This is a genomic window from Pseudomonas sp. MF6751, from assembly GCF_016613265.1.
Taxonomy (GTDB): Bacteria; Pseudomonadota; Gammaproteobacteria; order Pseudomonadales; family Pseudomonadaceae; genus Aquipseudomonas; species Aquipseudomonas fluorescens_BV.
Genome location: NZ_JAENSV010000003.1, coordinates 274,090 through 289,386, shown reverse-complemented (window position 1 = coordinate 289,386; position 15,297 = coordinate 274,090). Strand labels below are relative to the sequence as shown.

Below are 15,297 nucleotides of genomic sequence, written 5' to 3'. Positions count from 1 at the left end.
GCAGTGAAACGATGCATCGCCGATGGTAGTGTGGGGTTTCCCCATGTGAGAGTAGGTCATCGTCAAGATTAAATTCCAAAACCCCAATTGCGAAAGCAGTTGGGGTTTTGTTTTGGGCGCTCGAAAAGTGTCCACCTTGTCCCCGTACACCTGTGCGCCCCAACCTCCGACCTGACTGCCCCGACAAATTTGCACAGTTATTTCTGAGCGACACCACTAGAATAGCCACCTAACCATTTTTAGAGTCAGAGCCCTATCTATGCCCGATCCGGTTGATGCCCGCGAGGTATCGGATTTACCGCTGGACGATCTGGTGGCATGCCATGAGTGCGACTTGCTGATGCGCAAACCAACGCTCGCCCTCGGCGAAAAAGCCCAATGCCCACGCTGCGGCTACGAGCTATACGCTCACCGTCACAATGTGGTCGAGCGCAGTCTCGCCTTGGTACTGGCTGCACTGCTGTTGTACGTCCCCGCGAACTTTTTGCCCATCATGCAGCTCAATCTACTCGGGCAGTCTTCGGAGGACACCGTGTGGAGCGGCGTCGTTGGCCTGTTCGATACGGGTATGCAAGGCGTTGCCGCGGTGGTGTTCCTGTGCAGCATGGGCATCCCCTTGCTCAAGCTCCTGTGCCAATTGGCAGTGCTGCTCAGTATTCGCTGGAACATAGGGCGCAATTACGGGCTGCTGCTATATCGCATCTACCACCACATGAAGGACTGGGGGATGTTGGAGGTCTACTTGATGGGTGTGCTAGTGGCGATCGTAAAGCTCGCCGACATGGCCTCCATCACAATTGGCCTGGGTCTGGTCTGCTTCGTCAGTCTATTAATGGTTCAAGTTCTGCTTGAGGTGGTGATGTCGCCCCATCAGATCTGGCAAGCGCTGTCAGGAGAGGATGACCATGCGGGCGATTGATGCAGGTATTCTGATTTGTACCGAATGCCATGAGTTGAACAAGCAGGAAGCGGATAGCGAGGAGCAACTCTGCACCCGTTGCGGTGCGTTGATCCATGCTCGTCGCCCCAATAGCCTCACACGTACCTGGGCGCTGTTGATCACCGCGGCGATCCTGTATATCCCCGCTAACCTGTTACCCATCATGACGGTCAACTCCCTCGGCCAAGGCGACCCCAGCACCATCATGTCGGGTGTCATCCAGCTGGTGCAGCACGGGATGTTTCCTATCGCTGCCGTGGTGTTCATCGCTAGTATCCTGGTACCGACCTTCAAGTTGGTCGGCATTGGCCTGCTGCTGTTCTCGGTGCAGCGTCACCAACCGCTGTCCGCGCAACAACGCATTGTGATGTATCGCTTTATCGAGTTCATTGGGCGTTGGTCCATGCTGGATATCTTCGTGATCGCCATCCTGGTGGCGCTCGTTAACTTTGGGCGGCTAGCCAGTATCGAGGCCAACCTCGGCGCTGCGGCGTTCGCCAGTGTGGTGATCTTGACGATGTTTGCCGCAGTAACTTTCGATCCCCGACTGATTTGGGATAACACGGAGTCGGACGACGACCATGAGTGATTTGCCTAAAGCTAAGACCCGCCCAGCCTCTAACTGGTCGGCCATTTGGGTGCTGCCCCTGATTGCCCTGATCATCGGTGGCTGGCTGGGGTGGCGTGCCTATTCCCAGCAAGGTATCGAGATTCAAGTTCGCTTTGAAAGCGGCGAAGGTATTCAGGTCAACAAGACCGAAGTGGTCTACAAAGGCATGACCGTGGGCAAGGTCAAAACCCTGGCCCTGGATGACGAAGGCAGCAATCGCGGGGTGATCGCCACCATCGAGATGAACAAGGACGTGGAGCAGTACCTCAAGACCAACACCCGCTTCTGGTTGGTCAAGCCCAGCGTCAGCCTTGCCGGTATCACCGGCCTGGAAACCCTGGTTTCAGGTAACTACATCGCCGCCAGCCCCGGTGATGGCGAGCCCACGCGCAAGTTCAAGGCGCTCTCCGAAGAGCCGCCGTTATCCGACGCCAAGCCCGGCTTGCACCTGACCCTCAAGGCCGATCGCCTGGGCTCGTTGAACCGTGGCAGTCCGGTGTTCTACAAGCAGATTCAGGTCGGCCAAGTTAAAAGCTACCTGCTGTCTGAAGACCAGAGTACCGTCGAGGTCAAGGTCTATATCGAGCCAACCTACGCCAACCTGGTGCGCAAGCACACGCGTTTCTGGAATGCCAGCGGCATCAGTATCGACGCCAACCTTTCCGGCTTGAAAGTGCGCAGCGAATCCCTCTCCAGCATTGTCGCCGGAGGTATCGCCTTCGCCACTCCTGAAAACCGCAAAGACAGCCCGCCCACCGACCCGAGCCTGCCTTTCCGCCTATACGAAGATTTCGATGCCGCCGCAGCGGGGATCAAGGTCAAGGTCAAGCTCACCGACTTTGAAGGCCTGCAGGCCGGGCGTACGCCGGTCATGTACAAAGGCATCCAGGTCGGTAGCCTGAAAACCCTGAAGATCGACCCGGACCTGTCCAGTGCCAGCGCCGAGCTGACCCTCGATCCATTGGCCGAAGACTACCTGGTCGAGGACACGCAATTCTGGGTGGTCAAACCGTCCATCTCCCTGGCGGGCATCACCGGCCTGGAGGCTTTGGTCAAGGGCAACTACATCGCGATTCGCCCAGGCGACAAAGGCACCCCGCCACAACGCGAATACGTAGCCCGCGCCAAGGCGCCACCTTTGGACCTGCGTTCCCCGGGCCTGCACATGGTGTTGCTCACCGACAGCCTGGGCTCGTTGGATGTCGGCAGCCCGATTCTGTACAAACAGGTCAAAGTCGGTTCGGTGCAGAGCTACCAGTTTTCACGCAAGAAAAAACAACTGGTGATCGGCGTTCATATCGAGAAGGAATACGAAAGCCTGGTCAACGGCTCGACGCGCTTCTGGAATGCCAGCGGCGTCACCCTCACGGGCGGGCTCACCGGCGGTATCCAGGTCAAAAGCGAATCCCTGGCCAGCCTGATGGCGGGCGGTATCGCCTTCGAAACGCCGGAACCGAACGTGCCATTGAAACATCGCATCCCGCGCTTTCGCCTGTATGCAGACCGTGATGCCGCCAACCAGCACGGCACTCTGGTGACCATCAAAGTCGACCGAGCCGACGGCCTGAGCGCCGGCACACCGGTGCGCTTCAAGGGGCTGGATGTGGGCAAGATCGAGAGTGTCGACCTCAGTGCTGACATGCAGTCGGTGCTGCTCAAGGCGCGTATCACTCAGGTCGCGGACCGCATTGCGCGTACGGGTAGCCAGTTCTGGGTGGTCAAGCCGGAACTTGGGCTGATGAAGACGGCTAACCTGGAGACCCTGGTCACCGGCCAATACATCGAAGTGCAACCGGCCGCGAAAAACGCTGGCCCGCAGAAGAGCTTTGTCGCCCTGGCCCAGCCGCCTGAAACCGTGCATCAGGAAGCTGGCCTGAGCCTCACACTCAGCGCCGCCCGCCGTGGCTCGTTGAAGGAAGGGGTACCGGTGACCTACCGTGAAGTGACGGTCGGCAAAGTCACCGGCTATGAGCTGGGCCAGACCGCCGACCGTGTGTTGGTGCACATCCTGATCGAGCCCAAGTACGCACCTCTGGTACGCAGTGGCAGCCGCTTCTGGAACACTAGCGGCTTTGGCCTCGACTTCGGCTTGTTCAAGGGCGCGACCGTGCGTACCGAGTCTCTGGAGACGCTGGTGGCCGGCGGGATCGCCTTTGCCACGCCGGATGGCGACCGCATGGGTAACCCGGCACGGCCGCAGCAGACGTTCCCGTTGTTCGACAAGTTTGAGGATGAATGGCTGACCTGGGCGCCCAAGATTCCACTCGGTAAATAAACCGAGGCGCGGCTATCGCGGGCAAGCCCGGCTCCCACAGGGATATGCATTTTCAGCAAGTATGCATTCCAACTGTGGGAGCCGGGCTTGCCCGCGATGAGGCCCACAAACACAGCGCAAATCCCAAGCCGAAAAAAAGGCCGCGATCCCAAAAGATCGCGGCCTTTTTGCCTTTCAGTACAGCCCGTCAGACTTCATCCAGCTCCGGCTCGTCCGCCTGCACATTCATCGTCGCCTTCACCACATCATGGCGACGGATGTACTTCCAGTCCGCCTCATCAATGTAGATCCCGTTCGGCCCGCTGCCGCCTTCCAGGTCGATCGCCACCTGGGCGGACACCTGCGGCTTCACACTGGCCAGAATCGGTACAAAGCCCAATTGCAGGCTGGTTTCCAACAGCGCAGCCTGGTTTTTCTCATCGATGTCTGCCGCTTCATCGAGGTAGTACGGCAACCGCACGCGACCGGCCTGGTCGCGGTCCATCAGGTGCAGCAACAAGTACATGTTGGTCAGCGCCTTGATGGTCATGGTGGTGCCGTTGGACGCAGCGCCGTCGATGTCGGTATGGATCACCGGCTGGCCGTTGACCTTGGTGATTTCGAACGCCAATTCGAACAAGTCCTTGAGGCCCAACTGGTTATGGTTGGCGGCTACCAGACGAGCCAGGTATTCCTTGGCTTCTTCGTTCTTGTTGTCCTGTTCGGCGCTCTGGCTGAGGTCGAACACCGAGAGGGTCTCGCCTTCTTCATACTGACCGGCACTGTGGATGATCTGGTCGATATGCTTGAGCGCTTCCTTGTTCGGCGCCAGTACGATGCGGAAGCTTTGCAGGTTGGAGACCTGGCGCTTGTTGATCTCGCGGTTGAACAACGCCAACTGGTGTTCCAGGCTGTCGTAGTCACTACGGATGTTGCGCAGGGTACGGGCGATGTCGGTGACCGCTGCACGGCGCGCCTTGCCGAGGGTCAGCGCCTCGTCGGTACGGTGCGCATAGGCGTTGATCAGCAGTTGCAGACGACGCTCGACATCATCCTCACTGTCGAACTTGGCCACGCCCTTGAGACGCACCTGGGCGTACAGCGCTTCGATCTGGCCATCGGCGCGCAGCAAACCCTGCCAGCTGTCCTGATAGTCATTGAGCAGCGGCAGCAGGTTGTCCATGGAGTCGTCGACCGGGTCCATGAAAGGCGTACCGAACGGCAGGTCCGCCGGCAACAGCTGACGACGGCGCAACGCGTCATCCAGCGTGCGTTGCTTGGCTTCCATATCGCCGATCTGACGGCCGACCAGTTGCAGCTTGGCCGACAGTTGCTGGACACGCTCGGTAAAGGCATCGCTGGAACGCTTCAACTCGTCCTGGGCGGCTTCCATCTGCGCCAGGTTTTCCAGCTTCTCGCCTTCTTCGGCGCTCAGGGTCTGGGTGCGGCGGAAGTCTTCCAGGGCCTTCTGGGCATCCAGTACCTGCTGGTACAGCGCTTCGGTCTGGGTCTTGCTTGCGGCGCGGTCGGACGCCACGGCCTGCTGGGTTTTCAGTTGCTTGAGCTCTTTTTCCAGGCGCTCTTTCTGGTCACGCAACGCGGCGCGATCGGCCAGGGCTTGCAGTGCCGGCGGCTCGATGTGCGAGATGTCGATGGACAGCCCCGGCACCTCAAAGCGCTCGCCCTTGAAGCCATCGAGAATCTGTTCCAGGGATTTGACCCACTGGCCGTCCTCGTCCAGCGTGATGCCATGTTCGCCCAGCGGCAGGCTGAACAGCGAGCTGTTGAACAGGCGCATCAGGCGCTCGACATCCTGCTGCGAAAATTCTTCGCGCAGCTTGGCGTAGCTGTTGTTGTCCGCGTGATCGAGCTGCTGCTTGACCGACTTCAAGCGCTTTTCCAGGTCGCGCAGGCGTTCTTCCAAGTCCTCTGCGCTGAACTGCCGCGACTGCGCCAAGGCGCCCGCCAGTTCATCATGGGCATCCTTGGCTGCGAGCAATTGCTGCTCCAGCATCTTGACGTCATCCACCAGGGCAAAGCGGTGCTTGAGCACCGACAACTCGCCCAACCAACGCTGGATGCCACTGATTTCCCGCTCCAGGCGCATCAGCTCCTGGGTGCCGCCGCGCTGGTCGTTTTGCAGCGCGTCCTGCTCGTTGCGGTAGTGTTCGGCCTGGATGGTCAGCTCTTCCTTGCGCGCACTGGCGTAGTCCGACCAGGTGCCCAGCAACGAATCCAGCAGCGGCGACAGGCGATGCAGTTTGCCGCGCAGGGCGTCGCGCTGTTTCACGCCATTGGCCAGGGCTTCAACCAAGGGGCCGGCAGCCACCAGCGAGTTGTAGTCCTGCTCCATGCGTCGCACATCACGGAAGGCTTCTTCACAGGCCGCGATGTAGTCGACACTGCCCGAACGCAGGCTGTGTTCGAAGGCATCAAGGAACAGTTGCTTGAGCTTGGCCGCGGTGATTTCGCGCATGTGCAGCAGGTTGATAAACAGCGCGCGGAACGTCTTCAGGCTCTGCTCGCTCGTGGAGCGCAGCGGAATCAGCGTCAGGTCCAGCGGGACCGACGTATGCCCGCCCACCAGCAAGCGCCGCAGTTCATCGGGCTTGAGCTCGTAGGCTTTCAGGCCCTCGCGCTCAAGGTTGGTGAACAGCTCTTTCTGGCGCAGGCAGGTGTCGTTTTTCTGGTAGTGGGCAAGGTCCAGCTTGCCGGCGTAGGCAAAGAACTGGTGACCAAAGCCGCCGCCCGGGCCGCGGCCGACCACGCCGATAACGTGCGGGCCGTGGGGCAGAGAGACTTCTACCAGGATGTAGCTGGTGTCGGTGGCAAAGTAGAAACGCCGCGATTGTTCCAGGGTGTACTTGCCGAAGCTCATGTCCGACATGCGTGCCAGGATCGGGAATTGCAAGGCGTTGATCGAGGCGGATTTACCCAGGTTGTTGGCGCCGTACACCGACAGCGGTTCTTCCAGCGGGAACAAGCCCAGGCTGTAACCGGCGGTGTTCAATAGGGCGAAGCGGCGGATGCCGTAGCGTTCCTTACTCATGCGTCGGTCTCCTGTTCTTCGGCAATGGCACGGGCCAGGGCATCTTCTTCGCTTTCTTCGGTGAAGGCGCTCAGATCCAGCGGGTCATCGGTCTTCAGCAGTTTCTCGTCGCTGTCCTCGTCGATAATCACCGGTGCCGGCAGCGGCAGTACGCTGTGTACGCTGGCGGCAAGGTCGCGGTCCTGCTGCACCGACAGGCACACATCCAGGAAGCGGTGCATCGGCGGCAGGAAGCGGTAGATACCGTTGTCTTCGCTGGCAAAACCCAGTTGGGTCATGCGGCGCATGATTTTTTCTTCGAGCTCTTCCTGGGTCTGCACCTCGGCCTGGATAAACAGGTCACGGTATTTCTCCAGCAACGAAGGCAATTCATCACGGCCCAGGCTGCCGCCGTCGAGTACCGCAATCGGGTCGCGACCCTGGTCGGCCAGGTGTTCGACGATGATGAAGGTGAACAGGGCCAGACGCTGGGCGGTTTTGTTCACCTGCGCGGCAGCCACGGCAGTGTCCGGCACGAAGTAATAGAAGCCGCGGGTATCGCACACCAGCTCAAAGCCCAGGGCCTTGAACAGCGTGCGGTACTGGTCCTGGAAGTTCGACAATTGCGCGTACAGCTCCGGGTCGCGACGGCTGACGTGGTAACCCTTGAACAGCTCGCGAAAAATCGGCGCCAGCTGGGACAGTTCGGATAGATCAAGATGCATAAGGCGTGCTCGCAGAATTCTCGGTGGCATCGACGCCGGCCGGGAGCAGGGCGAAGGAGCGCAGGCTGACCTGGTGCTCGTGGGTGTGGTAATCGCGACGTTCCAGGCGCTCGCGCTTGAAGCGTTTTTCCCGGGACAGGCGCGAGAACCAGTACAGCAATTCATCGGTGGCGCCGTCCGGTTCCTGCTCCAGCAGCCAGGTCATCAGGTCGGGCATCGGCAGCGCGTCTTCGCAGCGTTCGAGCATTTCCTTGACCGTACGCGGTGCGCGCGGGGCTTCGCCTTTGTGGGACTTGTGCGCCTTGGGGAAACGCGCCGGCTTGGGCTCGAAATTGGCCAGGGCATACACATAGGCCTCGACCTGGCTCGCACTGCCCAAAAAGGTACTTTGCGGCCGGGTGAACATCGGCATCGCCGCTTGCGGCACCGCGTCCAGGCCTTTGCGGCGAATCGCCGACAGGGCCAGCGCCGCACCGCGAGTCACGGCGTTATGCCGGCGTGCTTCTTCACGCAGCGGCAGCAGCAACTCCCGCGCATGGCGCAAGGTCAACTGGGCGCTGGTTTGCATCTCGAGGATGCGCGCATGGGTGCGCAGCAGCATGTCGTCATCTACCAGGTGGCCAAGACGCTGTTGCTCGGTGAGCATGCGCAGCAGCACGTTTTCCACCTTGCGTACGCCTTGCTCGAAGGCGCCGTCGGCGTTCACCAGCTGGATCATCGGCTCGACGTACTCGTCCCAGGTCGCCAATACCTCGGCGTAGCGCTGGCGCAACGGGATCTGGCGGTCGCTGGTCTTGGCGCGGTCAGCGACGGCGGCGAGGGCCTGTTCGTCGTTGGCGAGTTTTTTCAGCACGTCGCGCACGCGCATATCCAGCAGGCGCAGTTGCCGGGCCAGGTCGTGGCCGTCACGGATGTCGAAGGCATCCTGGATATAACCGGCCAGACGCTCCAGGTGGCGCAGGTAGGCTTCGATTTCCAGGCACAGGCCAAGCCGGTGCTCCTTGCGAAGATAGGCGAGGAAGTCGTGGATCTGCGCGTTGAGCTCGAAACGGTTCGGGCTCTTGGCGACAGGCACCAGGATATCCAGGCGAATCCACACGTCCAGCAGGCTGGTGATGTCCTGGGGCGTGCTGTCCAGTTGTTGGGCGGCCAACTGTGCGCGCAGCTCGGCCAGGCTCAGGGTGCCTTGGTCGAAGTGTTCGCACAGAGGCTCAAGTAAGGCCCAGTGTTCGGCGAGGGCGCGCAGGACGCGCTTGGGTTCGATCATGGGAATGGCCGGCTGGTTGGCGATTAAAAGTCGCGATTGTACTGCATCAGGCGCGGGATTTATCCACAGCCGGTCAGTGCGCAGTGGGCGATTGTTGCCGAACAGCGGTAGAATCCCCACTCTTTACTTATCCACAAGTGGCCGAGCTGTGCTTATCGAGTCCCGACGTCGCGCTTACTTGACCGCCATGCAGGTGGTCAACTGGCTGCCCCGCACCGAACTGCCGTTTGCCGCGCCGTCGCGGCCTGAGCTGTTGCAGGCGCTTGAGCCTTATGAGGCGTTCGAGTCGTCGGGGGAAGAAGCGGCCGCGCCCGTGGCGGTGGTCAAGCCCACCCCCGAGACGCGCCCGGTGGTCGAGCGGGCCAAGATCGAAGTGCCGCGCCCTGCGCCGGTGACCAAGGCTGCCAAGGTGGTGGAGGAGGCTGCGCCGGTGGCCAAGACGCCAGTGGTGCCGCCGCCACGCTTTGCCCTGCAATTGCTGCGGGCCGGGCGTTGCCTGTTGCTGGTGGAACTGCCGACCGGCGAACGTTTCCAGTCCCGCGACCCGGCCTACCTGTTGCTCAAGGACATGCTACGCGCCGCCGGCCTGCCCGACAGCCCGCAAATCGTCGGTGAGCCGGTGCGCTGGCCGCTGCTGGTGCGCGGCACCATGGACCAGGGCCCCGAGGCCGCACGAGATTTCGTCCAGGGGTTTGTCTCGGCGCGCCTGGAAGACGAGCCTTGCGTGTGCCTGTGGCTGATCGGCCTGCCCGCTGTGCGGTTTGCCGGTGAAGCCAACGCCGAGGCCTGGTACCGCGAGCTGCAGGTTGAAGGCCTGGGTTCGGTGTGGGCCCTGCCGGGCCTGGAATTATTAATGGAAGAGCCACAGCGTAAGGCTGATGTCTGGCAAGCCATGCGCCGGCTGATGGCGCGCTGGAAAACAACTGATGAGTGAGGCTTTATCCTTTCGCCCGATGACCGAGGCTGACCTCGACGCCGTGCTGAAAATCGAATACGCGGCGTTCAGCCACCCCTGGACCCGCGGAATTTTTCTCGACGGGCTGGGCAAGTACCAGATCTGGCTGATGTTCGAAGGCGAGCAGCAAGTGGGGCACGGGGTGGTGCAGATCATTCTCGATGAAGCGCACTTGCTGAACATTACCGTGAAGCCGGAAAACCAGGGCCGTGGTTTGGGGCTGGCGCTGCTGGAGCATTTGATGTCGCGTGCCTATGCCGCCAATGCGCGAGAATGCTTCCTCGAAGTGCGGGACAGCAATACCGGCGCGTTTCGCCTGTATGAGCGTTATGGCTTCAACGAGATCGGCCGTCGCCGGGATTACTACCCCGCTGTGGGTGGCCGCGAAGATGCAGTCGTGATGGCGTGCACCCTGGTCGATTAAATACAGAGCCCCCTATGTGCAGAACCTCTGTGGGAGCCGGGCTTGCCCGCGATGCAGGCACCTCGGTCTCTAAGTAACACCGCGGTGATACCATCGCAGGCAAGCCAGCTCCCACAGGCTCAGCGCTTGCCGTTCAGCGGGTCCAGATCAGCCAGTTCCGCCTCATCCAACCCATTCCCGCCACCAATGTCATTTTCTCCCACGACGCTCAAGTCATAGTCGGCGGCGCTATCTTCGCCTTCCTCCTGCGCATCCCGTGCGCCGTCCTCACGGATCAGCGTTTCCGGGCTCATATCGTCATCGGTGGATTCATGATCATCCGTCGAAGCGCCGGTCAGCCCGGCTTCGCGCACCCGTTCGTCGGGCATCAGATGGTCGCGCTCACGGCGGGGCAGCTCGTCGCCGATTTCCGCAGTCTGGTCCTGCTCGTCAAAATCCAGCTCGCGCATCTCACCCATGCGGTCTTCGTTGTCATCGATCGGTTCCGGCTGCGTTGCGCCGTAGGGACGTCGTGATTCAGTCATGGCCAATCCTCATACTGTGGGGCTTATAGTGTGTGGACAGGCATGGCAGCCAAAAAATTCAAGCTAATTAGCGCCTGGCGTGACCTGGACGAGGGCTTGTCAGTCACAAAACTGCGCATCATTCCTGAGGCTTCCCTGATGAACGAACTACAAGACCTGCTTGATAACAACGAACGCTGGGCGGACGCGATCAAACAGGAAGATCCCGAATTCTTCGCCAAGCTCGCCCGCCAGCAGACCCCGGAATACCTGTGGATCGGCTGCTCCGATGCCCGTGTACCGGCCAACGAGATCGTCGGCATGTTACCCGGTGATCTGTTTGTGCATCGCAACGTGGCCAACGTGGTGCTGCACACTGACCTCAACTGCCTGTCGGTGATCCAGTACGCGGTGGACGTGCTCAAGGTCAAACACATCCTCGTCACTGGCCACTACGGCTGTGGCGGCGTGCGTGCGTCGATGCAGGACCGCCAGTTCGGCCTGATCGACGGCTGGCTACGCACCATTCGCGACCTTTACTACGAAAACCGCGATGTGCTGGCCCAGTTGCCGACCGAAGAAGAGCGTGTGGACCGCATGTGCGAGCTCAACGTGATCCAGCAGGTGGCCAACGTCGGCCACACCAGCATTGTGCAAAATGCCTGGCATCGTGGGCAGAGCCTGTCGATCCATGGCTGCATCTATGGCATCAAGGACGGTCGCTGGAAGAGTTTGAACACCACCATCAGTGGCTTCGAGCAACTGCCACCGCAATACCGCCTGCGTCCTTTGGGCGAAGCCTAAGGTCGTTTGTGCTCACGCCACCAGGCCATGAAGGCCTGGCCTTCGGCGTTCAGCGGCTCCTTGCTGCCGGTGATCCAGCCCCGGCAGTTCAGCTCGCCGCAATGGCAAGCGAACTGCCGGGCCAGTGTGTCTTCGGTGGTGGCGTAATCCAGCGTCAGCAAGCTGCCGGCGCCGATGGGTTGCACCGTCCATAGCTCCAGGTACGTCGTGTCTAGAAACACGTTCGGGTTGCAGGAGTGCTGTAACAGGCCGCAGAGCCAACAATCGTACAAGTGGATGCGGGGTGACAGTTGCAGCGTGTACGGGCGCCGTTCGCTCACGGCATAACCGGAAACCTTAGCAATGCGCGTGCGACTCTCAAAGGCCACGCGCGCCGTGACCCTGGCCGCAACCCCTTCAGCCTCTTGCTTGACCTCAAAGTGCTCGGTCGAGGGGTAACCCTGTTCCACGAGCAGCGTCTTGAAGGGATAGAGGCAGTCATTCACAGCCGTTTCAGCCTTATCCATGGCTCGAGTTTTCATCACTCTCCTGAGCGGGGCTGCATGGACCTGCGGGTGTGACAGTCTTGCAGCAAATGGGCGCGGCCCTAGATTCGCCGAAGTGGGATCCGGTTTCTACTGTCAAAGTTGACAGTAGAAACGGTTTCTTCGCCTTAAAGCGCGGGGGCTATGACGGTGGGCGCGGGCGCGGCATTTTTCAACTGTTTCAACTGCGCCTTGATAGGCGCTGTGGCGCACTTGGCGTTGGCCTGCTCGGGCGTCAGGTGGCGCACCGAGGTGTAGAACAATTCACACGTCTGCTCCTTGCGCGTGACTTGCCAAGTGTTCAGGCAGGCCTTGAGCAATACGTTCGCATCGCTGGCGGGTTTCTGGCCCATGCCTGCTTGCCAGCAGGCGGCGCTCAAGTCCTGGCCCATCACTTTCAAACCGGCGTCATCAGCCTTTTGTTCATCACCGTCATAGCTGTCGGGGCTGGCCGCATACCAAATGTAACTTGGGTGGTTGGCGCCCAATACCGCGACGGTTTTGCCAGGCTCCGGGCTGATCTGCGCCAGGCTCAGCACGCCCACGGTTTGTCCGTATTGTTGCTTGATCCAGCTACGCACTGGCGCGCCGAAGGCCACCATCGGCAATGCGCCGCCAGGGCGCAGGCTCAGTTCCTTGACCATGCGGGTCTGGTAGTCGGTGAAATACCCGTAGACGGTTTCCAGGTCTTTGCCGGCATTGGACGGCGCAGCGATGGGCGCGATATCGATGATGGTCTGGTACGCCGGCGTTTCCGTGGCCGGTACGCCATTTTCGCTTAACAAGGTGGCCCAGCGGTCGGTGGTGGCCGATTCCAGGTAATCCTGGGCCTGGGTCAGCGAGTAATCCGGAGGAAAGTGCAACAACTCGATGCTTTTGCGGTTTTCCAGGGCCATGCCCAACGGCAGGAACAGGTACCAGTTGTAGGCCCATTTGCCATCGCTGTTGAGCTGGCTGGCGCTTTGGTAAGCCAGGTCGGCGGTATTGAGCAGCGTGGTCAGTGGCTGGCCGTAACTGTCGGGCACGCCGCTGAAGGTTGCCGTGACCTGACCGTCGTGGGTCTTCACACTGACCTTGGCCCGGCTGTAACCGTCACGTTGCAGGCTCTGGTTCAAATAGTGTTCGGCGGTCTGCTCCAGTGACCATGGCCGGAAGCAGATCACATTGCAGTTGTTGGGGTACGCGAACAACTGGGTAACGCGCTGCGTGCTGCCCAGTGGCACCTCGATGTCGGCCTGTACGACCGCACTCGCCAGTAGTGCGGCGAGGGTGAAGGACAGCCTGGTCGGTTTAAACATAGTCGATTCCTTGTCAGCGAAGCCCGTCTGCGCGGGATGGAAGCCCACCTGCACACAGTAGCGGCTGACCGGGAAAATCGCGTGTTAAATCGCCCGGCATGTCGTTATTGGATAAGCCCCTACAGGCTGAACTGCAAGGCATTGCTCAGATCGCCCATGGGTTTCTGGCCGCGCGCGATCATCGCGTCATCGCGCTGCTTGAGGCCGTCCAGGGTTTCCAACTGGAACACCCGGGTGATCAAACGCAGGATCGATGCCGTGTCGTACACCGTATGGTCCACCGTGCCTTTGCGTGCAAACGGCGACACCACCAGCGCCGGAACCCGCGAGCCGGGGCCCCAGCGGTCACCCTGGGGCGGCGCCACGTGGTCCCACCAGCCGCCGTTTTCATCCACGGTCACCACCACCACCATATTTTTCCACTGCGGGCTTTCTTGCAGCACCTTCAAGGCGCGGGCGATATGGCGGTCGCCCGAGGCTACATCGGCATAGCCGGCGTGCATGTTCAGGTTGCCCTGGGGCTTGTAGAAACTCACCGCGGGCAGCTTGCCGGCCTGGGCGTCGGCGAAGAACCGGTTGGTGCTCGACTCATCACCCAAACCGCCGTCACGCAGGCGCCTGGCACGTTCTGCCGGGTTTTGCGGCCCTTGCTGCTTGAAGTAATTGAATGGCTGGTGGTGGTACTGGAAATTCGGAATCTTGGGGATGCCGCCGGAGTCCTTGAACTGCTCCAGGGTGGCTTGCCACGCACCGGCGTACCAGGCCCAGTCGATGTTCTTCTTCGACAGCTTGTCGCCAATATGCTCGTGGGTTTGCGGCACCAGCACATTGGGCAGGTCGGGCTTGGAATAATCCGGGTTCTGCGGGTCGCGGATCCAGGTGGGCCAGTAGGGTGGGGCCAGGGTGTTTACGCCGTAACCATCGGGTGTCAGTGCGCTGGGGCCGAATTGCGGCGGGCCGGTCATGGCGCTGGCCGGTGACGTGTCCAATGGCTTTAGGCGCGTGCCGCTGGGGTCATCGCTTTGCAGCGTGGCGATCTGCGCTTTGGCCACCGACTGCGCGGCATTGGGATAAAACGGCGCGGTGGCGCTGATCAGGTACTGGTGGTTAAGGAACGAGCCGCCAAACGCGCCCTGGAAGAAGTTATCGCACAGCACAAACTCCTTGGCCACGTCCCACAGGCGCAGGGCATAACGGCTTTGGGCGTAATGGCCCATCACCAGCCCACCGGAATCGCCCCAGGCGACAAAACCATCATTCTTGCCGCCGTTGATCTGCATCTGGTTCTGGTAGAACACGTGCCACAGGTCGCGAGTCACCAGGCTCAATGGCAGGTCTTCGCCCTGCGGGCCTTTGAGGGCGAACGGCGCGTTGGGCAGGTTTTGCTGGAATTGCACTTCGCTGGGGTAAGTCACCCCGTCCACCGTTTGTGGGCCGACCTGCAACACACCGCCCCAGCTTGGTGGCAGGGCAGGCAATACGCTGCCATCGCGGTCGCGCTGCTGGAAGTCCTTGGCGGTTAACGCCGACAGCGGTTTCTCCACCCCGGGGAAATCTGCGAACAGGTTGTTGAAGCTGCGGTTCTCGGCGTAAATCACCACTACGGTTTTCACCTGCTCGCGCAGCGCCTTGTCCAGTTCCTGGGGCGTGAGCGGCCGCGTCACGGGTGGGCTCGGTGCTTCGCTGGTATTGCCGCAGGCACTCAAGGTCGCCCCCACCCCCAACACCGCCGCACCGCCGAGGAAGCGCCGACGGCTGGTGTCTACCGGCGTTTTGGGGGCGCAGTCGTGGGCAGGGTGGTCGTTGTGCTCGTCACTCATTGCGAGGAATCCTTGGCGAGATGTTGCAAGATATTTCTCAGGACGGTAGCAATGGAATGTGACGGAACAAAGACAGGCGTGTGATGGGCGGGGCGTGTCTACACGGCTCAAGCGCTGCTAGACTGCCCTTCTAATGCACATCACT

General features: G+C 60.8%; 13 protein-coding genes. 6 read left to right on the top strand and 7 right to left on the bottom strand.

Going from position 1 to position 15,297, the window contains the following annotated elements:
* Positions 1 to 259 precede the first annotated feature (259 nt).
* From JJD66_RS04815 to JJD66_RS04805, 3 genes are read left to right on the top strand one after another with little or no spacing between them, the layout of a single operon-like run.
* On the top strand, positions 260 to 919 hold the full coding sequence (locus JJD66_RS04815; protein ID WP_056787042.1) for a paraquat-inducible protein A: 660 nt from the start codon (positions 260 to 262) through the stop codon (positions 917 to 919).
* Positions 906 to 1,529 (top strand): paraquat-inducible protein A, encoded by a 624-nt coding sequence (locus JJD66_RS04810; RefSeq protein WP_105225635.1) that lies wholly within the window; start codon positions 906 to 908, stop codon positions 1,527 to 1,529. Before JJD66_RS04815 ends, JJD66_RS04810 begins: the two co-directional genes overlap by 14 nt.
* Positions 1,522 to 3,825 carry a PqiB family protein gene (locus JJD66_RS04805; RefSeq protein WP_198716848.1) on the top strand — a complete coding sequence of 768 codons (2,304 nt, stop codon included), beginning with the start codon at positions 1,522 to 1,524 and terminating at the stop codon, positions 3,823 to 3,825. Before JJD66_RS04810 ends, JJD66_RS04805 begins: the two co-directional genes overlap by 8 nt.
* A 187-nt stretch (positions 3,826 to 4,012) precedes the next feature.
* Here JJD66_RS04805 and mksF read toward each other — a convergent pair whose 3' ends face one another.
* The 3 genes from mksF to mksB are packed head-to-tail and all read right to left on the bottom strand — an operon-like array spanning position 4,013 to position 8,824.
* A complete protein-coding gene (gene mksF, locus JJD66_RS04800; RefSeq protein ID WP_057977435.1) occupies positions 4,013 to 6,853 on the bottom strand; it encodes an Mks condensin complex protein MksF in 2,841 nt (946 codons plus the stop codon).
* Positions 6,850 to 7,557, bottom strand: coding sequence for an Mks condensin complex protein MksE (gene mksE, locus JJD66_RS04795; RefSeq protein ID WP_003188281.1), 708 nt, complete (start codon positions 7,555 to 7,557; stop codon positions 6,850 to 6,852). Before mksE ends, mksF begins: the two co-directional genes overlap by 4 nt.
* Positions 7,547 to 8,824, bottom strand: coding sequence for an Mks condensin complex protein MksB (gene mksB / locus JJD66_RS04790; protein WP_003188283.1), 1,278 nt, complete (start codon positions 8,822 to 8,824; stop codon positions 7,547 to 7,549). The genes mksE and mksB overlap by 11 nt, the downstream gene beginning before the upstream one ends.
* A gap of 187 nt (positions 8,825 to 9,011) precedes the next feature.
* Between mksB and JJD66_RS04785 the strand changes: the two genes are divergently transcribed.
* Both JJD66_RS04785 and rimI read left to right on the top strand, forming a co-directional pair.
* The gene (locus JJD66_RS04785; RefSeq protein ID WP_200647673.1) at positions 9,012 to 9,758 is read left to right on the top strand and encodes an SPOR domain-containing protein; all 747 of its coding nucleotides are present in this window, start codon (positions 9,012 to 9,014) and stop codon (positions 9,756 to 9,758) included.
* Complete coding sequence (rimI, locus tag JJD66_RS04780) at positions 9,751 to 10,203, top strand: ribosomal protein S18-alanine N-acetyltransferase (protein WP_003188286.1); 453 nt, start codon at positions 9,751 to 9,753, stop codon at positions 10,201 to 10,203. The genes JJD66_RS04785 and rimI overlap by 8 nt, the downstream gene beginning before the upstream one ends.
* Positions 10,204 to 10,322: 119 nt before the next feature.
* Here the strand turns inward: rimI and JJD66_RS04775 are convergent, their stop codons facing one another.
* Positions 10,323 to 10,727 (bottom strand): serine kinase/phosphatase, encoded by a 405-nt coding sequence (locus tag JJD66_RS04775; protein ID WP_105225638.1) that lies wholly within the window; start codon positions 10,725 to 10,727, stop codon positions 10,323 to 10,325.
* 138 nt (positions 10,728 to 10,865) lie between these two features.
* On the opposite strand from JJD66_RS04775, the gene can reads away from it, so the two are divergent.
* Positions 10,866 to 11,510 (top strand): carbonate dehydratase, encoded by a 645-nt coding sequence (gene can, locus JJD66_RS04770; RefSeq protein ID WP_003188288.1) that lies wholly within the window; start codon positions 10,866 to 10,868, stop codon positions 11,508 to 11,510.
* Here can and JJD66_RS04765 read toward each other — a convergent pair.
* The 3 genes from JJD66_RS04765 to acpA form a co-directional block, all read right to left on the bottom strand.
* A complete protein-coding gene (locus tag JJD66_RS04765) occupies positions 11,507 to 12,031 on the bottom strand; it encodes a hypothetical protein (protein ID WP_034128124.1) in 525 nt (174 codons plus the stop codon). The two genes, can and JJD66_RS04765, sit on opposite strands and share 4 nt — an antisense overlap.
* A 131-nt stretch (positions 12,032 to 12,162) precedes the next feature.
* Positions 12,163 to 13,332, bottom strand: coding sequence for a hypothetical protein (locus tag JJD66_RS04760; RefSeq protein ID WP_200647671.1), 1,170 nt, complete (start codon positions 13,330 to 13,332; stop codon positions 12,163 to 12,165).
* Positions 13,333 to 13,451: 119 nt separating this feature from the next.
* Positions 13,452 to 15,152: an acid phosphatase gene (gene acpA / locus JJD66_RS04755; RefSeq protein ID WP_200647670.1), complete on the bottom strand. Its 1,701-nt coding sequence runs from the start codon at positions 15,150 to 15,152 to the stop codon at positions 13,452 to 13,454.
* Between the last annotated feature and the right edge of the window lie 145 nt (positions 15,153 to 15,297).

Bases quoted from the DNA above. Each gene is read 5' to 3' on its own strand.
- mksE (WP_003188281.1), bottom strand. From the start codon at position 7,557: ATGCATCTTGATCTATCCGAACTGTCCCAGCTGGCGCCGATTTTTCGC.
- mksB (WP_003188283.1), bottom strand. From the start codon at position 8,824: ATGATCGAACCCAAGCGCGTCCTGCGCGCCCTCGCCGAACACTGGGCC.
- JJD66_RS04810 (WP_105225635.1), top strand. From the start codon at position 906: ATGCGGGCGATTGATGCAGGTATTCTGATTTGTACCGAATGCCATGAG.
- JJD66_RS04775 (WP_105225638.1), bottom strand. From the start codon at position 10,727: ATGACTGAATCACGACGTCCCTACGGCGCAACGCAGCCGGAACCGATC.
- JJD66_RS04760 (WP_200647671.1), bottom strand. From the start codon at position 13,332: ATGTTTAAACCGACCAGGCTGTCCTTCACCCTCGCCGCACTACTGGCG.
- JJD66_RS04765 (WP_034128124.1), bottom strand. From the start codon at position 12,031: ATGAAAACTCGAGCCATGGATAAGGCTGAAACGGCTGTGAATGACTGC.
- JJD66_RS04785 (WP_200647673.1), top strand. From the start codon at position 9,012: ATGCAGGTGGTCAACTGGCTGCCCCGCACCGAACTGCCGTTTGCCGCG.
- can (WP_003188288.1), top strand. From the start codon at position 10,866: ATGAACGAACTACAAGACCTGCTTGATAACAACGAACGCTGGGCGGAC.
- acpA (WP_200647670.1), bottom strand. From the start codon at position 15,152: ATGAGTGACGAGCACAACGACCACCCTGCCCACGACTGCGCCCCCAAA.
- JJD66_RS04805 (WP_198716848.1), top strand. From the start codon at position 1,522: ATGAGTGATTTGCCTAAAGCTAAGACCCGCCCAGCCTCTAACTGGTCG.
- JJD66_RS04815 (WP_056787042.1), top strand. From the start codon at position 260: ATGCCCGATCCGGTTGATGCCCGCGAGGTATCGGATTTACCGCTGGAC.
- rimI (WP_003188286.1), top strand. From the start codon at position 9,751: ATGAGTGAGGCTTTATCCTTTCGCCCGATGACCGAGGCTGACCTCGAC.
- mksF (WP_057977435.1), bottom strand. From the start codon at position 6,853: ATGAGTAAGGAACGCTACGGCATCCGCCGCTTCGCCCTATTGAACACC.